General features: G+C 64.9%; 21 protein-coding genes. 4 read left to right on the top strand and 17 right to left on the bottom strand.

From position 1 onward, the window contains the following. Window positions 1–7: 7 nt before the first annotated feature. Window positions 8–1,354, bottom strand: a complete 1,347-nt coding sequence (locus WG208_RS12930; RefSeq protein ID WP_337171782.1) for an amidohydrolase family protein — start codon at window positions 1,352–1,354, stop codon at window positions 8–10. 99 nt (window positions 1,355–1,453) lie between these two features. On the opposite strand from WG208_RS12930, the gene WG208_RS12925 reads away from it, so the two are divergent. Together WG208_RS12925 and WG208_RS12920 are read left to right on the top strand one after the other, a co-directional pair. Continuing rightward, complete coding sequence (locus WG208_RS12925) at window positions 1,454–1,801, top strand: hypothetical protein (RefSeq protein WP_337171781.1); 348 nt, start codon at window positions 1,454–1,456, stop codon at window positions 1,799–1,801. A 239-nt stretch (window positions 1,802–2,040) separates the two neighbouring features. Next, entirely contained in the window at window positions 2,041–3,012 is a 972-nt protein-coding gene (locus WG208_RS12920; protein ID WP_337171780.1) for a hypothetical protein, read from the top strand. Window positions 3,013–3,078: 66 nt separating this feature from the next. On the opposite strand, the gene WG208_RS12915 is transcribed toward WG208_RS12920, so the two are convergent. Both WG208_RS12915 and WG208_RS12910 read right to left on the bottom strand, forming a co-directional pair. Further along, window positions 3,079–3,681 (bottom strand): PEP-CTERM sorting domain-containing protein, encoded by a 603-nt coding sequence (locus tag WG208_RS12915; protein WP_337171779.1) that lies wholly within the window; start codon window positions 3,679–3,681, stop codon window positions 3,079–3,081. Between the two features lie 345 nt (window positions 3,682–4,026). After that, window positions 4,027–4,470: a DinB family protein gene (locus WG208_RS12910; RefSeq protein WP_337171778.1), complete on the bottom strand. Its 444-nt coding sequence runs from the start codon at window positions 4,468–4,470 to the stop codon at window positions 4,027–4,029. A 194-nt stretch (window positions 4,471–4,664) separates the two neighbouring features. Here WG208_RS12910 and WG208_RS12905 point away from each other — a divergent pair, with 194 nt between their 5' ends. Beyond that, window positions 4,665–5,396, top strand: coding sequence for a hypothetical protein (locus WG208_RS12905; RefSeq protein WP_337171777.1), 732 nt, complete (start codon window positions 4,665–4,667; stop codon window positions 5,394–5,396). Between the two features lie 69 nt (window positions 5,397–5,465). Here the strand turns inward: WG208_RS12905 and WG208_RS12900 are convergent, their stop codons facing one another. From WG208_RS12900 to WG208_RS12845, 12 genes are all read right to left on the bottom strand, one after another. Continuing rightward, window positions 5,466–5,855 carry a nuclear transport factor 2 family protein gene (locus WG208_RS12900; protein ID WP_345787001.1) on the bottom strand — a complete coding sequence of 130 codons (390 nt, stop codon included), beginning with the start codon at window positions 5,853–5,855 and terminating at the stop codon, window positions 5,466–5,468. 135 nt (window positions 5,856–5,990) lie between these two features. Beyond that, a complete protein-coding gene (locus WG208_RS12895; protein ID WP_337171775.1) occupies window positions 5,991–6,629 on the bottom strand; it encodes a winged helix-turn-helix domain-containing protein in 639 nt (212 codons plus the stop codon). A 37-nt stretch (window positions 6,630–6,666) separates the two neighbouring features. Next, window positions 6,667–7,077: a hypothetical protein gene (locus tag WG208_RS12890; protein WP_337171774.1), complete on the bottom strand. Its 411-nt coding sequence runs from the start codon at window positions 7,075–7,077 to the stop codon at window positions 6,667–6,669. A 176-nt stretch (window positions 7,078–7,253) separates the two neighbouring features. Further along, entirely contained in the window at window positions 7,254–7,790 is a 537-nt protein-coding gene (locus WG208_RS12885; RefSeq protein ID WP_337171773.1) for a hypothetical protein, read from the bottom strand. A gap of 8 nt (window positions 7,791–7,798) precedes the next feature. Continuing rightward, window positions 7,799–9,127: a DUF58 domain-containing protein gene (locus WG208_RS12880; RefSeq protein ID WP_337171772.1), complete on the bottom strand. Its 1,329-nt coding sequence runs from the start codon at window positions 9,125–9,127 to the stop codon at window positions 7,799–7,801. A gap of 68 nt (window positions 9,128–9,195) precedes the next feature. Continuing rightward, window positions 9,196–10,194, bottom strand: coding sequence for a MoxR family ATPase (locus WG208_RS12875; protein ID WP_337171771.1), 999 nt, complete (start codon window positions 10,192–10,194; stop codon window positions 9,196–9,198). Continuing rightward, window positions 10,191–10,772 carry a hypothetical protein gene (locus WG208_RS12870; RefSeq protein ID WP_337171770.1) on the bottom strand — a complete coding sequence of 194 codons (582 nt, stop codon included), beginning with the start codon at window positions 10,770–10,772 and terminating at the stop codon, window positions 10,191–10,193. Before WG208_RS12870 ends, WG208_RS12875 begins: the two co-directional genes overlap by 4 nt. Further along, entirely contained in the window at window positions 10,772–11,449 is a 678-nt protein-coding gene (locus WG208_RS12865) for a DUF4129 domain-containing protein (RefSeq protein ID WP_337171769.1), read from the bottom strand. The genes WG208_RS12870 and WG208_RS12865 overlap by 1 nt, the downstream gene beginning before the upstream one ends. 186 nt (window positions 11,450–11,635) lie before the next feature. After that, on the bottom strand, window positions 11,636–12,169 hold the full coding sequence (locus tag WG208_RS12860; RefSeq protein WP_337171768.1) for a hypothetical protein: 534 nt from the start codon (window positions 12,167–12,169) through the stop codon (window positions 11,636–11,638). Between the two features lie 47 nt (window positions 12,170–12,216). Beyond that, window positions 12,217–12,660, bottom strand: coding sequence for a hypothetical protein (locus tag WG208_RS12855; RefSeq protein WP_337171767.1), 444 nt, complete (start codon window positions 12,658–12,660; stop codon window positions 12,217–12,219). Between the two features lie 209 nt (window positions 12,661–12,869). Further along, window positions 12,870–13,397: a DUF488 domain-containing protein gene (locus WG208_RS12850; RefSeq protein WP_337171766.1), complete on the bottom strand. Its 528-nt coding sequence runs from the start codon at window positions 13,395–13,397 to the stop codon at window positions 12,870–12,872. Window positions 13,398–13,432: 35 nt separating this feature from the next. Continuing rightward, entirely contained in the window at window positions 13,433–14,290 is an 858-nt protein-coding gene (locus tag WG208_RS12845; RefSeq protein ID WP_337171765.1) for a sulfite exporter TauE/SafE family protein, read from the bottom strand. A gap of 83 nt (window positions 14,291–14,373) precedes the next feature. Between WG208_RS12845 and WG208_RS12840 the strand changes: the two genes are divergently transcribed. Further along, the gene (locus WG208_RS12840; RefSeq protein WP_337171764.1) at window positions 14,374–17,547 is read left to right on the top strand and encodes a hypothetical protein; all 3,174 of its coding nucleotides are present in this window, start codon (window positions 14,374–14,376) and stop codon (window positions 17,545–17,547) included. Between the two features lie 170 nt (window positions 17,548–17,717). Here WG208_RS12840 and WG208_RS12835 read toward each other — a convergent pair whose 3' ends face one another. Continuing rightward, window positions 17,718–19,535, bottom strand: coding sequence for a M14 family zinc carboxypeptidase (locus tag WG208_RS12835; RefSeq protein ID WP_337171763.1), 1,818 nt, complete (start codon window positions 19,533–19,535; stop codon window positions 17,718–17,720). After that, window positions 19,535–20,116, bottom strand: a complete 582-nt coding sequence (locus tag WG208_RS12830) for a DUF6805 domain-containing protein (RefSeq protein WP_337171762.1) — start codon at window positions 20,114–20,116, stop codon at window positions 19,535–19,537. The genes WG208_RS12835 and WG208_RS12830 overlap by 1 nt, the downstream gene beginning before the upstream one ends. Window positions 20,117–20,407: the final 291 nt, after the last annotated feature.

Raw genomic sequence — 20,407 nt, 5'->3', positions numbered from 1 at the left:
AGGACGTTCAGGGCTGGATCGGCGACTTGCCGGCACCTTCCTTATACACCACGCCGTTCTTCATCACGAAACTCACCCGCTCCATCGCAGTGATGTCCTTGGTCGGATCGCCGGGCACCGCCACGATGTCGGCGAGTTTGCCCGTCGCGAGTGAACCGATCTCGTGGTCCCACCCCAGCAGCTTCGCTCCGTTGAGCGTGCCGGCGGTGATCGCCTGCATCGGCGTGAGTCCGCCCCACTGCACGAGCAACGTGAACTCGTGTCCATTGGTGCCATGGTCACCGACACCGGCATCGGTGCCCAGCGCCATCGGAACGTTGTACTTGCGCGCGTACTGGCCTGCCATCCGCATCGCCTGCGCGGCGTCGAGTGCCTTCTGTGCGCGGAGCCCTTTCAGCACGCCACTCTTCGCGGCCTTCTCGACGGCCTCACCCGCACTGAGCGTCTGCACGAGATAGGTCTTGTGTTCGGCCATCATTCTGGCGCCTTCCTCATCGAGAAACGAGCCGTGTTCGATGCTGGCCACACCGGCACGGGTCGCAATCTTGATGCCCTCGGCGCCATGGGCATGCGCGGCGACCTTGCGTTCGAGCTTGGTGGCTTCGTCCACCATCGCCTTGAGCTCTTCGTACGTGTACTGCGGCACACCCACCGCGTCACCTTCGGAGAGTACGCCACCGGTGGCGCAGGTCTTGATCACATCGGCGCCATACTTGCTCTGATAGCGCACCGCGGCGCGCACCTGATCGGGGCCGTCGGCAATTCCCGTCTTGAAATCGCCGTCGAACAGCCCGGGACGATAGCCGTTTTCATCGCAGTGACCGCCGGTGATACCGATCGAGTGCGCCGCGACCCGCATGCGCGGACCGGGGATGACACCAGCGTCCACCGCCTTGTGCAACGACACATCCATGAACTCGCCGGCCCCCACGTTGCGCACGGCGGTGAAGCCCGCCATCAGTGTCTTCCGTGCGTTGACGGTGCCGAGGATGATGCCCATGCCGGGATAGTCGCGCGCGGCCGATTCCCCGGCCTCGGGATCGTTGAGCTCACGACCGATGAGATGCACATGGGCGTCGATGAAGCCGGGCAGCAGTGTCGCGTCACCCAGATCCACACGACGGGCCCCGGCCGGAATTCTCACACTCGCCTCGGTGCCGACCGCGACGATCTTGTCGTCGGTCACCACCACCACGCCATTGGCGATCGGTGCCGCCCCGGTGCCATCGATGACGCGCGCGGCCTTGAGTACCACCGTACCGGCGCCTTTGGCTTCCTGGGCAGCAAGTGGCGCGGCGAACGGTGCGGCGGTGACTGCCAGCGCGAGAGCAATACGAACGGAACGGGCAAACATGCGCACTCCAGGGATGGGGAAGACTCCACGACGTATGCCTGGCGGGGAAGCCATGCCGACGCTGCAGCAGGCGCGCACAGGCCATGGGCACGACCAGGCATGCGTGCCTACCATAGCCTGCCCATTCGCGGCCGGCAATGCATGGAGGCGGCTGCGGAGATGGTGGCGACCTGTTCGCGGAGCCAGCGGGTCGCTGCTGCCGAAGGCACCGATGACTGGAAACGCCATACCGGCCCGCGCAGCGACGATCACACCGAACCAGGCGAGCAGCAACGCGGAACACAAAGCCGCGATGCGCATGTGCGGTGGGAGTCGGCCGGGAAACGCACCACCCATCGTCAGCTCGCCCCATGGCGCACCTGCCACGAGCGCCAGTTGGAAGAGGATGACGACGATCGTCAGTGCGACGAATGTTTTGGCGGTGAAGGGGATCGGTCGTCGCAATGAAGTGAGACTACATCACGGGGTGTCGGCGTGCGGTCGGCCAAATCTGCATCTGCCACCGAGCGCCACGACAGCGGTCGCCATCGCCATCATGAAAAAGAGTGCCCAGACCCACCGCACCGGCGAGGATGAAACGAACCGTTGTCGAGTGCCTCGATGGCATTTCGTGTGTACCTTCCACCCGAGCTGAACTGCGCCGCTCCCATATGCGTGCATTCCCACCTCCGCCCCGCCATCGACGCATGACAGGATTTCTTCGCGCCATCCCGATGTTGCGGACGACCTGCATGGTTCCCGCGCTGTTGCTCGCCGCGATGACGACTGTTCGCACCGCAGCGGCGCAGCAAGTCGCTGATTCCGCGTTCGTCGCACACACCGGCGCGCCTCGCTGGAAGGCGGGCGAAGGTCCACTGCTCGTGCTCGATGAAGCGCACCACAACTTCCACACCCTCGATGGGCGATACCTGACGTTCGGGCGCATGGCGACCGGTATCGGCTTCCGCGTGCAGCCGCTCCGTCGGCAATTCTCGGACGAGGCGCTGCGGAACGTGTCCGTTCTGGTCATTGCAAACGCCCTGAACGAACGCAATGGATCGGGAAACTGGACACTTCCCACTCCCAGCGCATTTGATGCCGCCGAAATTGCGGCCGTGGTGCGATTCGTCGAACAGGGCGGCGGTCTGCTGCTGGTGGCTGACCACATGCCGTTTGCGGGCGCGGCGGAACAGCTCGGTCGGGCATTGGGCGTGCAGTTCGTGAACGGTTTTGCGTTTGCCTCGCCCGAAAAGGATGCGGAGAGTGTTCTCGTCTATCGGCGCAGTAGTGGACTGCGGTCCCCACTCATCGGCGCCGGTACGGTCGACTCCATCGTGGCATTCACGGGATCGGCGTTCCGTCTGCTGCGTGGCGGCGTGCCTCTCATGACACTGCCGCGCGCGAGTCATATCTGGCTGCCGAAGACGGCGTGGGTCTTCGGGGACACCGTGCCCAGCATACAGGGTGAGGACTGGCTGCAGGGCGCGGCGCTCTCCATTGGAAAGGGACGCGTCGTCGTGCTGGGAGAGGCCGCGATGCTGTCGGCGCAGCGCGCCGGCGCTCAGCGTGCGCCGATGGGCATGAACGAACCGCGCGCGCAGCAGAACGCGTTGTATGCGGCACAGCTGCTTCGGTGGCTGGCCGGTGAAGGCCGTGCCATCGCGCCGTCGCGGGAGTGATGGCCAGGGTCCGTGGCACGAAAGAAGAAGAGAGCCCGGATTCTCTCGTCTTCTCTCATGCCTCCCTCAGCGCTTGCGCCGCCGCAATCCCGCCACCGCCAGCAGCCCCGCCGCGAGCAGGGTCACGGTTGCCGGTTCAGGAACCGTGACATTGGGGTTACCGGGATTGCCGTTCCCCGGATCTCCACTCTCCGCGAGCGTGCCGAGGACGCCGTAGGAGAAATCGTGGTCCACGACGAGGTAATTCTGTGAGCCGTTGATCCACGCGATGCCCTTGTTGTCCGCCTGGCTGTTGATTCCACCCGTCCCTCCGGTCCACGAGGCATAAGCCCCCACGTAGGAGGCGGCAGTCTCGATCACCACCGGAGCGATCCCGATCCAGTAGCTTCCGGGTGCCAGGAAAAATTCTGGCAGAATGAGTGTCGCGAGGTATTCCTCGAACGTCGCGCTGCCGGTGAAGCTCCGCCCGGTGGCTACCTGAGTGGCCGAAACGACGGAAGAGGCCCCTCCAAACAACAGAGTACCGGCGTTTCCTTCGGACATGCCACTCCTGATCTCCCAGAAGGCCGATGTCCACGGCGCCATCCCGTCGACAGCAGGCTGATAGAAGTGCCCGAACAGTCCGGTGACGTTCCAACCATCACCGCCAACAGTGATGTTGTCGTACATCACGCACCCGGTCGCGAGACTGCTGCCCTTGGCCGAACAGGTGGTTCCGCCCTGATGGTCCCCCTGGTAGACCAGGGTCTGGGCAGCGGCGGGAGAGGCGGTCGCGAGTGCCGCCAGGAGAAGGAGTCGACGTTTCATCATGTGAGCCCGAGTATGGGTGAGAGTCGGTACTCCTCCCCACCGGAAGGCGGGGGAGTCCGTGCCCGACACGCGCAGATCCGGCTCAGAGAGGCTCACGTGGAGACGTGGCCCATACAATCACGCCAATATTTAAGTATTTACCTAAGTATTATTCCACGGTGCAATACCGACAGCAGATCGGTCGACATCGCCTCACAATCCGCCTCACATCCGGGCATAGAAGATGTAGTCCGTCATGGCCGGTGTCCCGCCACCCTGACGCGCCAGCAACGCCAACTGGCCGCGATGATAACTGCCGTGCAGAATCACCTGCCCGAGAATCTCCGCGACCGTGTTGTGAAACGAGTGCCCCGCACTGTTCTGGTACTCCACCACCCGCGTGAGATCACCATCGGCGGCCGTGCGCAAACCGGCCACACTGACGCGTGAAAGCGCCGTCGCCTCGTCGAGCGACAGGGATGGCCACACCGGATGCTCCGGCGTACGACCTTCCACACGCGCGCACCAGGTGTGCGCGGCACCCGCCAGATGTGCGTAGAGCCGCACCGATTCGGCGTACTGGGCACTGTCCTGGCCAAGCGACGCCATGGCGGTCAGCGCCCGGCGGTCGGCCCACTCGAGATGTTCGAACAGAATGGGGAAGTTCATGGTTGGCGCTCGAAGGAAGAAGGCAGGGGAACCATCGTCCCGAGCCGTGAGTGCACAGGTCTGCTTGGCGAACCGCGGTCTCCGTCAAACATCGCCGTGCAACCGAAGGAAGGGTGCTCCTGTCACAGACAGAATCGACGGTGGTCCACCAGTCCGGCCGGTGACCACTGGTTTGACATCCTCCTGATCCGCTCATGTCCACATCGTCGTTGCATCGCGGCATCGCCATCTCCAACGTCATGATGTTCGTGACGCTGATCGTGTTGCTCACCACCGGTTTCCGCCGCGATCAGCGCGCTCCGGAACTGACGGTCGAACGCCTGAACATCGTGGACTCCAGCGGCAGGACACTTCTGGTTCTCGCCAATCCGGCCCGACTGCCTGGTGCCACTTTCGGCGGGAAAGAATATCCTCCGGCCTGGGTGGAACGCACGCGCTCGGCGGGCATGATCTTCTTCAACGAGCAGGGTGACGAAGTGGGCGGCCTGATCTACGAAGGTTATCCCCGCGACTCCTCGTACCAGGCCGGCGGCCAGCTCTCGTTCGATCAATGGCGACAGAATCAGGTCGTGGCCATGCAATACGCCGACAATGGGCGACAGCGCCGAGCGGGACTGGGTGTCTGGGATCGGCCGACCGATGCTCCCCTCTCCGAGCAGTTCCGTCTGGCCGAAGCCGTGAGGCTGGCCCCTGCAGGCTCGCGTCGCGATTCCCTCGAGCGCGAACGCCTTCGTACCCGCGAGCGTGTGCAGGGTGCACAGCGGCTCTTCGTGGGCAGCCGCGACCGTACCGCGATGCTCGAACTCCGTGACCCGCAGGGGCGTGTCCGGGCACGCCTCGGGGTGGACTCCCTCGGCGTTGGTCGCCTCGAATTTCTCGATGACCGGGGACAGGTGAGGAACACCATATCCCAGAGCCCCCGGTAAGGACGCGGGCGTGGCTGCAGGAGTGACGGCCCATCATGTGCACGGTGACACACGTTCGTGGTCGGATGCTTACTGCCGACTCGCGAGGGAGTCGGCAGGCGGAGCACTGACCGGACGTGCCGGCCGGCTCGAGTTGTCCATGTCGGAGAAGATGAGCCACGGCCCCCCGGGTCGACGACGGAGGGTGAGCGTGAACTTCCCCACGTCCTCCGGGGAATCCCCGTATCCGTAGGCACCGATGATGTATCCAACCGTGTCCCCGATCGCGGTTGCCAGCGCCCGAAGCCGGAGCGGGCTGCCGCCCTGACCGGTGTACGCTCTCTGGATTGCCGTGTGCCCACGCACCGGCGGACGTCCTCCCTGCAACACGAACCCGTCTTCGTGGAACAGCGCGGCCAGGCCAGCCGCATCGCCTCGGTGCCAGGCGGCTTCGTAGTCACGAAGTACCCGGTCGAGCATGGGCGGCAGCGCCACTGAAGGAAGAGCCGAAGGCGGCGGCGACGCGTTTTGTGCACCCAGGCCGCCGGTACCGGCAAGAGTGGCGAGGAATGTCACAGCGGATATCAGGCGCATGGGAGGCTCGGGGATGTCATGTCATGCGTACTTGGCGGCCCAGCGAGTGAGCATCTGGATAGCACCGCCCACATCTTCGTCCGGCAAATCGATCTCGCGCTGTGTCGTCGTCACATGTTCGAACAACGAAGACGCCTGTCGGATCCGGGCTCTCACCTTGGTGAAGAGCGCATACTCGCTCCATCCCTTTTCCGTCCCTTCACCGACAGTCTGCTGGACGGCTGTACTGAAGCCATAGAACGCAGCCCACGGCTGCCATGCCGGGATCGACTTCATCGAGAGCAGCCCACGCCACGGCTGGACTGGAGCGATATAACGAAGTGGACGGCCTTGACGGGTGATGACGAATCCAGCGTGCGCAAGATCGGTCAGCGCTGCACGGACGGCAACCTGCGTGTAGCCGGCAAGCTCCGCGAGTTCTTTCACCGGCAGCGGCTTGTCTTCGTTGGTCAGCAAGACCGCAAGGATGTCTGCCTTCACACCCACACCAAACGCCTGTCGAAACCTCAGGAGCAATGCACACGGATCGGAGAGCGGCACCCTGATCGCACGCTTCACATCCGAGGTCACGTGCCGTGACACCGTTTCTGATTCTGCGGCCACGTCCACTTCTTCATCGGCATCTCCCAATGCCTGCCACCGGGGATGCTTCGCCAGCATTCGGGCCGTGCAAAGGAACTCCGACGATGGAAATCGTTCATCGACCTGGGAGCCCTCGCATGAGCCTGGCCGCCAATGTCGGTGCCAGCGCCGTGATGAGCAGAACGATCGGCCAGAGATTGCCACCCCTGAACGTGTACGCCTCGAACAGCGTGGACCAGGACTTTCCCTGCCACCGGCCGAAGGAGAACTCGAAGGCCAGTGTGAGCACGAGCCAGCCAATGCCGATGCCCCAGAGGTGCGAAGGGCGACGCGTTCCCAGCCACGGCAGGGAGAAATACGCGACGCCGACGATCAATGCCGAGAGCAGGATGCCGCTGAGCACCAGACCGACAGGAGCGCCCAGCTTCGGGATCAGGACGGCTTCACGCAATGCCCCGTTGGCGATGGCGAGCAGCAGGATGCCGGCCCAGATCGCAATGGCCTTCGAGATGAGAGCGATAGACATCGACCGTGGTCGGTATCGATGAGATGACAGATCATCCTTGGTGCGGTCATGCGGCCCCACAGCGGAGCGATCATGCCGTCCTTCAGCCAACATGAGGACGCGGTGGCGACTTCGCAAATCACGACCCCGGAGACGATGGTTGGTACTCGCAAACAATGGTCGTGTTGCACGTTCCCTCAGTCGCGTCCTCGAACAAGACGCAGCCGCCCAGCAAGTACGATCGCCATCACACCGAGCACGGCGGCGGCAAAGATCGACAGACCCGGCAACGTTCCGTGGCCACCGCCGAAGGCGAGGAGCGCGCCAATCGCGATGCCCTGCACCACCACCTGCACGAGCAGGAAGCGCTGAAGCGGCCGCACGAACGCGGCCATCTGCATGCGCCCATGCCACGGGAGCTGCCCGGCGAGACTGCCGATCACGTGGAGCAGATGCACGCCCGCAAGCAGCAGATGGAAGACGACATCCGTGACCGACGGTTCGCGCCACAACTGGCTCAGGCCAAGAATGGAGAGCACACACCATCTGGGGATCACGTTGGACGCGAACGTTCCCGCGACAGCCAGCAGCAGACCGCCACCAAGCCAGAAGGGCGCTTCGAGCACGAGCAGACACAACCCGGCCGCCACGGCGAGGAAGGCGAGATGCACCGTCGCCGTCGGCACCCATGGTCCGATCGCCGGAACGGATGCGCGCGGGCGGGCAGCGTCCATGCCGCTGCTCATCGCCGCCTCCGACCCGCGCGGGAGAGTGCGCGGAGGACGGCGATGCGGGATGGTTGCTCCGCATCCTCCTGCCAGCGGAACAGCTCCACCCCATTGGCTCGCACGTCGGCAATGCGCCGGCGCCGCTCCGCCATCACGATGCGATGCGCAAGCCGCGTGTGTTGCCCGCTGCCATCGAACAACGGCGTCGGCAGCACGTCGACCGCAATGACGCGATGACCGGCCGCGCGCCATCGCAGTGCGATCGCGGTGACATCGTCGTCGAGGAACGTCGAGAACAGGTAGACAATCGCGCCGTTGGGCACGATGGGCGCCCGCCGTCGGCTGAGCCATGTGCCGGACGGCCGACACATCGCAATGCGCCGCAGGAGCCGCTCGAGTTGCCGCTTGCCGGCCCCGGCGTTCACCACGCCGTCGTACGCGGCGAGATCGATCAGACCAACCCGGTCGCCCGTGCCGATGGCCGCGGTCGCGAGTGAGGACGCCGCCTCACGCGCCAGATCCATCGACGTGAGACCGGAACCGTCGCCGGGCCTTCCCGACCAATCCTCGATTCGCTCACCGACATCTTCGCGACTGTCCATCACGAGAATGAGGGTCGCATCCGATGTCGCGTCGGTCCGACGCACGTAGAGATCGCCGAACCCCTGCGAACGCCGCGCGGTCGCCTTCCAGTCGATGCGCCGCAAACGATCGCCCGGCGCATACGGATGCACATCGCGGAACTCACCGCCGTCGCCCGGCCTCGCCGATCCGTGAATGCCCGTCAGACCGGTGAGTCGATGCGGCAGCGGAACCGATCCAATTGGCACGACGGCCGGATCCACCACCCGCTCCACCACGGCCTGCGGCACCGGTATCGACAGCCATCCGCTGTCCACACCAATCAGCCGGCAACCCACCTCCACGACCCGCTGACGTCCGGAGTGCACGATGGGGAGACGCCCGGTCACGGTGACGAGATCCCGCGCCGCAAGAATCAGTTCGTGACTGGATGAACCCTGCGGCGTGATGCGCAGATGAACGAGTTCGGTACCCGCCGGCGCCTCGACTTCGATCCGATACTCGAAGTGACTCGTGAAGTGGTCCGTGGAATTGCTCGTGAAATTGCCCGTGAAATTGCCCGTGTTGTCATCGCCTGCACGCCGCGTGACGTCGACGCGCATTGTGCTCCGCGCTCCGGCGCGCGGCTTTCGGTCGAATCCGATGGCCGCACAAGCCAGGAGTGGCAGCGCAATGAGCACGACGTCCACCCGACTCGCCAGCGTTCCGATCAGGGCGATCAACAGCCCCAGCGCCAGCGCCACCTCGAACGAAGACGTCATGCGCCACTCCGGGCGGACCATGATGTCGACCGTTCGCACAGGAGCACTCGGCCCAGCGGAGTTCCCGGTCACGCGCGCCGTACGCCCGCGACGAGCGGACCGGGAACGCGCTCCACGATCTCGGCGACAATCCGGGTCGCATCCATGCCGGCGGCCCACGACTGTGTCGTGAGAGACAGACGGTGGGCGAGCACCGGGATCGCCACGCGCTTCACGTCTTCCGGCAGAATGAAGTGGCGACCCGCAATCACCGCGATCGATCGGGCCATCAGCAGCAGCGCCTGCGAGCCGCGTGGCGACGCACCAACCGCGATCGCCGGATGCTCACGGGTTGCCTCGGCGAGATCCACACAGTAGCGCACGACATCCGCATCCACGGTGACGGTCTCGACGCCCGCCTGCATGCGCACGAGCGTCTCCGCGTCGATGACCGTGGCGACATCCGCCCGCTCGCGTCGACGTGCCACGCGGTTGAGCAGCACCTGCTGCTCACCGTCGCGACCCGGGTACCCGACGGCGAGCCGTATCATGAACCGATCGAGCTGCGCCTCGGGGAGCGCGTAGGTGCCCTCGTACTCGATCGGGTTGGCCGTCGCAATCACGTGGAACGGGCGTGGCAGCGGAAAACTCTGTCCTTCCACCGTCACCTGTCCCTCGGCCATCGCCTCGAGCAATGCCGACTGCGTCTTTGGTGCGGTGCGATTGATCTCGTCGGCGAGAAAGAGACCGGTGAACACCGGGCCGGGGCGGAAGTCGAATGACATCGTCGCCGGCGCATAGACGAACGAGCCCGTGATGTCGGCGGGGAGCAGATCCGGTGTACACTGCAACCGACGGAAGTCGATGCCGATCGCCGTGGCGATGCTGCGCGCGGCAAGTGTTTTGCCGAGCCCCGGGACGTCCTCGAAGAGTGTGTGACCGCCGGCGAGAATGGCGGCGATGGCGAACTCGATCGCCGAATCCATCCCCACGACCGCGGTCGCCACCTCGGCGCGGATGCGTGTCACGAGCTCGGTGATCTCGGGAACGGTCAACGGGGCGGTGGTCGTCGGTTCGAGTCGAGTCATTGTGATGGGAGGGATTCGGTGTGGAGACGCTCGACGGCGTCGAGGCAATTCACGATGGCCGTCGTCGTGAGGGGGTTGTCGTCGTTCGGATCGAGAACGCTGAGGGCATCGGAGCCGAGCAGCGCGACCACGGCATCGTGTGGCCCAACGACGGGGTCGACACCGCGAGCGCGCAATTCGGCCACGAGCAGTGCGCGCATCTGACGCAGCATTCTCCCGCGAGCCAATCGGTCGTCGCGTTCCTCGATCACCACGGCTCGCATGTGTCGCGCTATCAGCGGACGGGCAAGGCGATCACACGCCGCGAGCGATTCCTCCATCATCGGAATGGCCAGACGGATACCACGCGGCGTTTCGCGCCCGGGTGGATCCCACGCTGGAGGTTCCTCGGATGTCATGGTGGCGAGCACCAGCCCCACGGAGCCGATCGCCAGCACCATGGCGACCGCCCACAACCAGTCGAGTCCCAGGAACCATGCGACGAACACACCTGTCGACACCGCGGCCATGACGGCGGCCCACCTTCCGATCCGCCGGGCGCGAGAGTGCGCGCGCTGCATCACCACCGGGTCCGTCATCAGCGCACTCCCGTGGCACGGCGGCGCTCGGGAAAGTCTGCCTGCCAGAGACTGACGAGCACTTCGAGTGAGTGGCGGGCGGTCGCGATTTCGTCCGCATCAGGGGTGTGTTCGCCGAACCGCACCCGCTGATACAGGTTGAGCAGCACGGCGATCGGTTCGGTCGATTTGCGTGACCGATACAGAATGCGTGCGGTGAATTCCGAGGCGGTTTCGGCGGGACGACGGTGGAGGCCGGCTGCGGCTGCGGCATCCTCGAGCCCCTGCCAGGCCTGCACGACAGCGTTGCCGAGATCCCGGTCGGAGGAGGAGAGCCTCTCGATGGCAGCAGCCAGTCCCGACTTGAGGATCTGTGCATCCGTTTCACTGAGCACCCCGGAGTCGGCGCGTATGCGCGCGGCATTCGTCTTGGGTGGGCGGCGGGTGAGGTGACGAATCCAGCGCCCGACCAGGAACGCGGCGAGCACCGCCAGCACCCATGTCGCCCAGGTGGGCCAGCCATCGCCCGGCGGGAAGCTGGGGTCCCATTCGATCGTGACCGCTTCGACCGGGATGCGCTTCGGTCCAAATCGCGGCCCCGGCGTCCAGCGAGGGCCAGCGGAAACCGCGGGCGCCTGCAGCCCCACGGCAATCACGAGTGCGAGGCACGCGGCGGCGCACGCGAGCAACGTCGGCATCGCCAGCCGGGAGCCGGTCTGCCGAAGGGCGTCCTGCGTATCTACCGCGTTGGCGCGGGCTTTGCACTCCTCATCATTTCGCATGCGGCACCAGCGTACATCGTTCGGTTCGACATCGTATTATCGGAGCGTGACGTCTGCATTACGATTCAGTGAACAGTGTTGGCTGGGCAGCGTGCGACGAAGTCAGTCTGAAAGACAGGCCGCAGCGTCCGGATCGCCCACCCTCACGGCACGAAAGAATGTCTGGGGACCGGTCCCGCCATTCCAGTTGCTCTGATGGCCCGTGCCGCTGTAGGTGTTCCCCTCGAGGGTGCCGACGAGCCTGAATGAAGCATCGGGCGATCGATACAGGACGACCTGCGTGACGGAGCCATCCAACGTCCATGTCGTGAAGCTGCGGCCGATGATGCCGGCATACAATTCCTGACCGTTCACGCGCGACTGGTTTCGGCGCAGTGTGAAGCACGCGTTCACGGACTTCGCGATTCGCACGAGATAGAGATCACGCGAAAGCGGTGCGTAGGCGCGATTCGCGATCGTGTCGATGTGAACGGCATCGCGAAACAGCACCAGGGAGCCTCGCACGAGGCCACTGTCAGACTCCGTGCACCGGCCGGCGCAAATCGTCAGCTGGTACACTCCGGGCACTTGTGCCTGTATCGGCGCACGACCGAGGCCGAGTCCGATGGCGAGAGCCAGTACGAATCTGCTGTGCATGAGGTCAGTCCTCTGTATCGCTCGTCGAGGTACACGTCGACGTGCCGCTATTGGCCCCGGCACTGGGTGGCCTGCCATCCGCCACCAGCCTGTCGCTCGCGGAACTCCGGGCGCAATTCGCTGCGCGCATCGGAGCGCAGCAAATCGCACGGATCGAACCAATGCCGCGTGCGCGCGGTCGCAAGAATCGGTGGCAATGTGCCACTGAATTCCGGATTCCCGGGACAGCGATGATGCCAAAGCGCCGCACGATCGGGCAGGGTGTCGAAACACAGCAATTCCTTGACGCCGCCATTGCAATTCGTCGCCACGACGAGCACCGATCCTGGCAGCGCCTGATCTGCATTGACGAGACGCAGCACGAGGTCGTGATGAAATTCACCCTGCGTCCAATGCTCGACGTGTGCAGCGATGCCGACGCTCTGCTGCAGCGCGTTCAGTAACGCGCCAAGACCGAGGTGTTCCGTAAACGCTTCGAGAGGTACGGGCATATCGGACCCTACGTGCGCGGAAAGATGGAAGTGACAGGCCGGTGGCCCTTCCTTTATTCTCCATCTTGGGCAAGAAGGTCCGCGGTGATCTGCCGAACGACCCGAATGAGCATCCCCCCGCGCTCGTTACCTGCCTGGTTTCGCCGGGGTCGGTGTGCCAACGGTCCTGCAGGCAACCAGGAAGACCCCCCGTGTTCATGGCATGAGTGTCAATGGATCGCCCGGGTGTAGCAGATACCACCCGGTGTGACCGTCGCGGCCGGGGTATACGGATGATCCACGGTCGAGGATGCCGACAGGATGTGCCTGACCGGAAAGCCCTGCCACCGCAACACGTCGGCGATCAGCCCGCGATGGCAGCGCCACCAGACCGCCTCGGCGCACATGATACAGGTGCGAAACCCATACACGCATGCCTCGAGCTCGAGGAGCCCCTCGGCGAAGTCCTCGGTCTCCATGTAGTCGGCATATCCACGAAACATCGGACTCCGCCACGCGGTGTTCGGGGAATTCGGGACGGGGCGGCGGCGTCCGCCCAGGGATGGAAGCGGGAGATACAACATGCCCACGAGGCGGAGAGACTCCTCGAGGGTCGTGCTCGCGAATTGTGGCCAGCGTCGGGAACCAGGATACCGGCGGACATCCACCAGCAACTCGATCCGGTGCTGCTCCAGGAGCTGGAGGAACTCGGCGAGGGTGCGCGTCGAGTGGCCGATGGTCCACACGGTGGGCAGCATGAAAGGAAGCTAGCCCTTATGTGATTGCCGCGCAGTTACGCGAGCCAGGTGTAGATCAGGTCGAACGCCCCGAACACGACCAACATCGCGCCGAAGATCCGTTCGAGCACGTGATTCCGGAGATTCAGGGCGAGCCGGGCGCCGAGGTAGGCACTGGGGATCGCGCTGAGCGACAGCAGCATGACGATGCGCCAGTCGATGTGTCCGAAGTACCAGTGTGCGATCGTCCCGGGGATCGAGAGGCCCGCGGCGACCATGAGGCTGCTCGCCAGGGCGCGCTTGGTCGGCATCTTCAGCACGCGGATGAAGAGAGGGCCGAACAACACGCCGCCGCTGTTGGCGAGCAGGCCGGAAAGAAAGCCGACTCCGACCGCCACGCCGCCGATCTTCCAGGCGGGGATCACTCGCTCGAGCTGCTCTTCGGTCGACTGCTTGCCGACAAAGAACGAGATGCCGAGCGCCAGAACGAAGAGCGCCGTCAGGAGCATCAGCGCTCGTCCTTCCAGCCAGTCGCTGTAGTACGAACCGAGAAAGGTGGCCGGTATGCCAAAGAGGATCGACGTGAGCACCACGCGGCGATCGATGACGCTGTGTCGATAGTAGGCGAGCGTCGCCGAGAAGGTCGTGGGAAGCGTGGCCGGCAGCGGCGAGGCCAGGGCGGCGAACGGCGGAATGCCGGCGAAGATCTGGAGCGCCGGGGTGGCGATCGCGCTACCACCTTTCCCGAGCAGGCCAGAAAGGAACCCGACGATCGCTCCGATGAGCATGATCGTCCCGGAGTGAGCGAGCATCATGACGCAAGATACTCGTGCGTGGAGGCCACACGCCTGCGGGTAGCCGGCCAGGTCCGCGAGTTCTCTCACCGGCAGCGGCCTGTCCTCGTTGGTCAGCAAGACCGCTCCTGTCGGCATCTGGCTGATGAGGGGATTGGCGGAGGAGTTGCGCGTGTCTGGTATTCCCCTTCCGCCCCCCTGTCATGACTGATCCTGCTGCTCGTTGGTTCCGCCTGGCCTGCATCGGTTCACTCTGTCTGCTCAGCGCATGCGGAGGCGGGGGCGGGGCGGACAAGTCCACCGGTACGCCCACGGCGCCCCAGACCCCCACCCCGCCCACTCCGCCGGCCACCAACGTTCCCGCTTCGGTGGCCATCGTGGCCGGTGACGCCCAGTCTGGTGAAACGGGCACGCGTCTGCCGATTGCGCTGTCGGTCCTGGTACGCAACAGTGCCGGTACGCCGGTCGCCGGTGTCGCCGTGGAGTTCAGCATCGACTCCGGCGGCGGTTCACTCAGCAGCAGCACGGCGACGACCACCGCCGAGGGCATCGCCACCAGCGGTACGTGGACGCTCGGCGCGGTAGGCAACAATGTGGTCATCGCGCGGGTGGCGTCGCTGCCGGTGGTACGCTTCCGCAGCATCGCCCAGGGGCCCGCCGTGCGCACACTCATCGAGCGCACCATGGTGCCAGTTGGTGGTGGTACCATCACCTACCGCAAACCCGGTGATCCGCTCGACGGCCTCACGGTGACGATCCCGGCGCAGTCGTATGCCACGGCCACCTCCTGGACCATCACCGCCGATTCGGTCACGCGTCCCACCCTGCCAGACGGCTTCGCGCAGGTGGGCCCCACCCTCACCGTGGACAACGGATCCGCACACGCGGACAGTGTGCTGTCACTCACGATGCCCACCAACGCCGGCGCGGACGACGCGGTGGCGCCGTTCTACTTCGACGCCGCCACCGGCTATCTCGAGCCGATTCCGATCGTCGAGCGCAGCGCGGGCGCGGTCGGATTGGCCACGCGGCATTTCGCGCGTGACTTGCTGGCCTTGCCGGGTGTCGATCCCGGCGTGAGTGCCGCGCGGCATTCACTGATCGGACGGGCGGCGCTGGGGGGATTTGGGGCCGTCAAAGTGGTGTGGATCAAGACGCCACGCGCGCAGCTCGCCGGCACGTTCTCGTCCGGTTTCATGGTGGGACGGGACAACTGGGAATTCGTGAATCGCGGCCACTTCGCGTCACCACGTGGCAGTTGCGAAGGCATGAGCATCACCGCGCTGCACTACTGGTACTTCGTCAAGCGCAATGGTGCACCGCCGCTGTACCATCGCTTCGACAAGTCCCTCACGGACCTGCTCGACAACGTGCAGGGCGAACGCTACGCGGCAGCCGTGCAGGCGGATTATCTCGCGTATGCCGCAGCGCACGGGGACCAGGTCGTCAAGCTCATCGCGCAGGCCACGCAGCGCGGGACCAGGCTCGAAGAACTCACCCCGAGCTGGATCGTCCTCACGCTCAAGCTGCTCAAGCAACCGGTACTCATCGGACTGTCCGCCGCCAACGCCGGCCATGCCGTGATCGCGACGGCCGCCACGTACGATCCGGGCACCGCCGTCACCACCGTCACCTTCATCGATCCCAACGTGCCCACGCAGGCGCGCACCATGCGCTTTCAGGGTGGCACGCTGACTCCGTTCAGCCTGGCAACCAAGGCGAATGTGCCACCGATCACCATCACCGGTGCGTATGCGCTGGCGGTTTCGGCGGAAGTGCCGCTCGCGGACATCTCGCGCCGATGGGCGGAGTTTCAGCAGCAACGGGCGGGTGCCGATCTCTATCCTGCCACCTATCGCCTGGAGTACCGCAACGATCTGACCGAAAGCTGGGAGCGACTTCCCGACACGGTGCGTACCACGGCCGAAGTCCTGGCCCTGCGCCACATCTGCCCGTCATGCAAGGCGCCCACCACGGGTGGTGCCGCCAACGAACATCCGCTCACCATCTGGGATGGTGGCGGTACGGAAACGCTGGGCCGCAACACCATCGGCAACAGCCCGGGCCTGACACGGTACTATGCCGAACTCGAAGCCTTCACCAACGTGGACCACGCGCTCTCCGCGCCACTCGATGCCCGCGTGTTCACCGTGTTGTACAGTCCCGTCGAGGTCATCACGCCGGACACCAATGCCACGGTGGGCACGACCGAGACGTGGCGCGTGAATGCAGGTGCCCTGGCCGGCGCCGGCGTGACGTACACCTGGCGATGGGATGATGGCACGCCCGATGTCACCACCAGCGCCACGACACTGGCATTCACGCCGAAACGACCGGGTGTCACCATCGTGACGCTGCTGATGAAGGATGCCAAGGGCACCCTGGTGGCGCGGGTGGTCACCAGGCGATTGGCCAAGGTGGCTCTCGCGCTGGCACCCGCGGCCGGCGTGATCTCGCGCAATGTCCCGGTGACATTCACCGTGACCGCCGTGGGGTTCCCACTGTCCTCCTTGCCCAGGCTCCACTTCCTGTGGATCGCCCAAGGGCCCGGGGGAGCCATGGAAGAAGAGAGCAGCCAGCCCACGCTGACACACACGTTCACCGGCAGCGGCAGCACCAACGTGAGTGTGTATGCCTACGTGGTCAACGAAGCGGGTGACGACATCCCCATCGGCAAGGTGCTCGACCAGGAGTATCTGGTCAGCGACATCCTGCCCACGTGGAAGTTCACGTCGTTCACCGTGGAGGTGGACAAGTCCGGCCCCAACCCGTGGCTCACCAATCCCTCCATTGGGAGTACGACGCACTTCACGCGGCCGGAGCAGCTCTGGAGTGAAATCCAGAGTGGCGCGAAGCGCGGAGGCATTCTCTTCCTCGAACGCGATTCCACCTTTGGCACGCGGAACCGCACGCCCACACTCAAGCGTCGTGGCATCTACTTCGTGGACACCGATCAGCCCCTGCTCTCTGCCGACGATGTGGCACGCTATCTCGACGTGCCGCCGGCGGGCACCACGTTCAACACCAGCGGCTCCCCGCAGGTGCGTGCCAATTGGTTCGCCAATCCCGTGGCACCATTCCGCGCGGCTGACGCCGGAGATCTCAGCGAGAGCTATGCGCTCACGGGCACCATCGCCGGCGGAAGTCTGATCAGTACCGTATGGAACTGGCAGTTCAGCACCTTCAAGGGCAACGGACTCACCTTGTGGTTCCCGTTCGAGACCCGACAGATCAACGTCACCTTCAACGGTACCACGGCGACCGGCACGGTCACCGTCATCAGTCGCGACTTCGATCATTCGCTCGAGGTGCTCCCTCGTCCGGAGACCAAACGCTGGACCATCACCGCGCGCTTCACGGCGGAACGTGTGAGGTAGCCACCGAGGCTGCTCTCGCCTGCTGACGAGGCTGCAGCAAAAGGCCGGTTGCACTCCGTGACCGCCCAGGTCGTCAGTACCTTGGGCGGGCGGCAACGTGCGCGCGTCGGGATGCGTTGTGTCCCAACACGGCGCACGCTGCGCCCCATATCAACTGAATGCTGGCCGAGTCAATAGTTCGGCACGCTCATCGAACGCAGCACCGGGTAGTACTGCGGCCCCGGTGAAGCGCCGAGCACCGGGTCGAGGATGTTCCACCACATGAAGCCATCGTCAGAGCGCGGATCCATGAGCAGGAACGTGAGCCGCGCGAGCGGCTGCTCCATGCTGATGATCACCGAGCCCGCCGGCAGCGTCTGCTGATTGGCTTCCCACGCACCCGTCAACGTGCGCGCGCGATGCGTGCCCTGATAGTTCTGCTCGGCCGTCGTGTTGCCCGAGATGCGGAACCGCTCACCATTGAACGCCATGGCGCGCTGGGTGACCGTGTACGTAATGCCATGCGCATCGAGGCGATCGGTGACACTGGCGATCATGCGTTCTGTGGGCGTGCCACCCGGAGCACCGAAGCCGCCGGGGCGGGCGCCACCGCGTCCACCTGCGGCACCCGGCGGGCCTCCAGCCGCCTGCGCGGGACCGGGAGCGGCTGCCGACGAGGACGCGGGCTCCTGCGATACATTGGGAATGACCCATACGCGCGGCGCAACGCTGGTTTCCGTAGCCACCGCGGTGCCGAAGAACGGCAGCATTTCCGTGGTGCGGTTGGTGTTGCCATCGGGACGCAGGCGATACGGACGATCCGCGACGTACGGATTGCGCACCGAGTTGGTGGGCGCGAACACGATCTCGTACGGCTGCGGTGCCTTCACCAACTGCTGACGCACGGCCAGTTCCTGACCGACGATGGACTCCTTGTTCGCTGCAGCCACCACGTCGCGAATGCGCGGGCCATGCTTCGCCACGAAGTCGAGTGATTCCTCGAGGAACCAGTACGTCTCGGTGATGCGGGTCTTGAACGACGCGTACGAGTAGGCCTCGGTGAGCAGACCCAGGATGTTGCGCACGCCGTAATACGTGGACGTGTAACGCGGCTTGGCGAGCTCCGCATCGGAGCGCCACGCACGGTCTGCACCCGTACCCGACACGCCACCATAGTAGAACCAGTCCGATCCGTATTTGGTCTTGACCGCCTTGGTGATCTGCGGCAGCAACTCATCGCGCAACAGGCTCATTTGCGCCTTCGAGTTGTTGGGGCTGAGCGACGTTTCATACGTCATGTTGAAGCCGCTGTTGGAGCTGCCATCGGTGGTATGCAGATCCATCGCCACATGCGGCTGGTACTCGGTGAGCAGCCGCGCCATGGAACGGGCTTCGGCCGTCTCCATCTTGGTGCCATCGCGATTGAGATCGAGTCCCAGGGCATTCTCGCGCGTGCCCATGCCGCCCACCGGACCCGCCTGACTGCCACGATTGGCCACGCTGATCCGTTCGTTGCCGTCGGCGTTGTAGATCGGATTGATGAGCAGCACCGTATTGCGCAGCCAGGCGTTGCGTTCGCCCTTGGCAATCGAGCGCAGCAACCACAGCAGCGCCTCTTTGCCTTCCACCTCTCCACCGTGGATGTTGCCCTGGATGTAGACACGGGTCTTGCCGGTGGCGAGCACCTGCGCGGCGGTGGCGCCGGGTGCGCCAATGACCGCGAGGGGGAGTGACCGTCCCTCGTACGTGTAGCCGTATGTGGTGAGGTGGATCTGCGGGTTGGCCGCCGCCATCAGCTTCATGTACGCGATGACGTCGTCGTAGCGGCTCGTTTCCGTGTAGTCCGTGCGCTCGGGGCGCGTGAGCGGAAACCTGGCGCTGCCGGTGGCACTCGCACCTGTGGCACCGGCGCGTGCCGCCTGCGCTTCCGCGTTGCCGCCGGTGATCGTCAGCGTGAGTGCAGCAACAGCGAGCGCGGTCCCTGCGCCGCGGACCATGCGTGACGACATCATCGAGCAGCTCCCAATGGAGGGTATGAGTAGGCGAGTCGTGATACGGGTATCGCGACCGGTTGGTGAAGTGGACGAACGGTGACGGCCATTTCGTGATGATCCTGCAGGATGCTGAGCGAGCGCAGCGCCGGCGTGCGGCCCTCCCGACCGCGCAGTACCACGGAAATATTGGTGCGCCCCCTGGTCACGCCAAAAGGGACGCGCATTTCGAGCGTGCGGGTGGCCGAATCGGTGGGCGTCAGGGTGGCACGCGCGATGAGGCTGTCCTCCACGACCAGATCGAAGTGTCGTGTCGCGTCGCGGTTCCCCACAAAGACGCAGGCAATGATGACCTCGGTGTCATCAAAGGTCGTCATGGCATAGCGCATCCAGCCATTGGCCTGCCGGAAGGTCGTGTCGTTCTGCACCCCCGCCCAGTCGTCGTGCCCCGCATAGCCGTGCGCCCATTCGCTCCCGGCGTTGCCGGCGATGACCGTGTCGACGATGCGGCGGTCGACAAACGTCTCAGTGGGCCGGGATAGCGGGAGTGCGAGGCTCACCGAGAGAGAGGACGCGAGCGCGAGGAGACGACCGATCATCGGGCTCGCCGCTTCCGGCTCCACCTGGGGCTGGAAGTCGTTGGAGTGGTCACAACACGACCGGAGGTAGGCATGTGCAGAGGCTACCGGGTCATCTCCGCACCGTCAAGCGACGACCCGACGATCCCTTCACAATAGCGGGATGCCGAGCGCCTGCAGGTATTGCGACGTCTCCTCGTAGTTCCCCGGACTGAGGGTCGCGTCCGACTTGCGCCCCTTCGGTACGAAGATGGCCATACCTTTGCCCCTTGGTTCGGCGCAGGTCAGCATCCCAGCTCATCATCGTCCAGT

Source organism: Gemmatimonas aurantiaca (assembly GCF_037190085.1).
In the GTDB taxonomy this organism is placed as follows: Bacteria; Gemmatimonadota; Gemmatimonadetes; order Gemmatimonadales; family Gemmatimonadaceae; genus Gemmatimonas; species Gemmatimonas aurantiaca_A.
The sequence above is the reverse complement of the archived record's forward strand: the minus strand, read 5'-3'. Positions and strand labels throughout refer to the sequence as shown.

What these genes read in the sequence shown, in the direction of transcription:
- WG208_RS12930 (WP_337171782.1), bottom strand. Translation starts at nt 1,354, where the DNA reads ATGTTTGCCCGTTCCGTTCGTATTGCTCTCGCGCTGGCAGTCACCGCC.
- WG208_RS12925 (WP_337171781.1), top strand. Translation starts at nt 1,454, where the DNA reads ATGCGTGCCTACCATAGCCTGCCCATTCGCGGCCGGCAATGCATGGAG.
- WG208_RS12920 (WP_337171780.1), top strand. Translation starts at nt 2,041, where the DNA reads ATGACAGGATTTCTTCGCGCCATCCCGATGTTGCGGACGACCTGCATG.
- WG208_RS12915 (WP_337171779.1), bottom strand. Translation starts at nt 3,681, where the DNA reads ATGTACGACAACATCACTGTTGGCGGTGATGGTTGGAACGTCACCGGA.
- WG208_RS12910 (WP_337171778.1), bottom strand. Translation starts at nt 4,470, where the DNA reads ATGAACTTCCCCATTCTGTTCGAACATCTCGAGTGGGCCGACCGCCGG.
- WG208_RS12905 (WP_337171777.1), top strand. Translation starts at nt 4,665, where the DNA reads ATGTCCACATCGTCGTTGCATCGCGGCATCGCCATCTCCAACGTCATG.
- WG208_RS12900 (WP_345787001.1), bottom strand. Translation starts at nt 5,855, where the DNA reads ATGCTCGACCGGGTACTTCGTGACTACGAAGCCGCCTGGCACCGAGGC.
- WG208_RS12895 (WP_337171775.1), bottom strand. Translation starts at nt 6,629, where the DNA reads ATGCTGGCGAAGCATCCCCGGTGGCAGGCATTGGGAGATGCCGATGAA.
- WG208_RS12890 (WP_337171774.1), bottom strand. Translation starts at nt 7,077, where the DNA reads ATGTCTATCGCTCTCATCTCGAAGGCCATTGCGATCTGGGCCGGCATC.
- WG208_RS12885 (WP_337171773.1), bottom strand. Translation starts at nt 7,790, where the DNA reads ATGGACGCTGCCCGCCCGCGCGCATCCGTTCCGGCGATCGGACCATGG.
- WG208_RS12880 (WP_337171772.1), bottom strand. Translation starts at nt 9,127, where the DNA reads ATGACGTCTTCGTTCGAGGTGGCGCTGGCGCTGGGGCTGTTGATCGCC.
- WG208_RS12875 (WP_337171771.1), bottom strand. Translation starts at nt 10,194, where the DNA reads ATGACTCGACTCGAACCGACGACCACCGCCCCGTTGACCGTTCCCGAG.
- WG208_RS12870 (WP_337171770.1), bottom strand. Translation starts at nt 10,772, where the DNA reads ATGACGGACCCGGTGGTGATGCAGCGCGCGCACTCTCGCGCCCGGCGG.
- WG208_RS12865 (WP_337171769.1), bottom strand. Translation starts at nt 11,449, where the DNA reads ATGCCGACGTTGCTCGCGTGCGCCGCCGCGTGCCTCGCACTCGTGATT.
- WG208_RS12860 (WP_337171768.1), bottom strand. Translation starts at nt 12,169, where the DNA reads ATGCACAGCAGATTCGTACTGGCTCTCGCCATCGGACTCGGCCTCGGT.
- WG208_RS12855 (WP_337171767.1), bottom strand. Translation starts at nt 12,660, where the DNA reads ATGCCCGTACCTCTCGAAGCGTTTACGGAACACCTCGGTCTTGGCGCG.
- WG208_RS12850 (WP_337171766.1), bottom strand. Translation starts at nt 13,397, where the DNA reads ATGCTGCCCACCGTGTGGACCATCGGCCACTCGACGCGCACCCTCGCC.
- WG208_RS12840 (WP_337171764.1), top strand. Translation starts at nt 14,374, where the DNA reads ATGACTGATCCTGCTGCTCGTTGGTTCCGCCTGGCCTGCATCGGTTCA.
- WG208_RS12835 (WP_337171763.1), bottom strand. Translation starts at nt 19,535, where the DNA reads ATGTCGTCACGCATGGTCCGCGGCGCAGGGACCGCGCTCGCTGTTGCT.
- WG208_RS12830 (WP_337171762.1), bottom strand. Translation starts at nt 20,116, where the DNA reads ATGATCGGTCGTCTCCTCGCGCTCGCGTCCTCTCTCTCGGTGAGCCTC.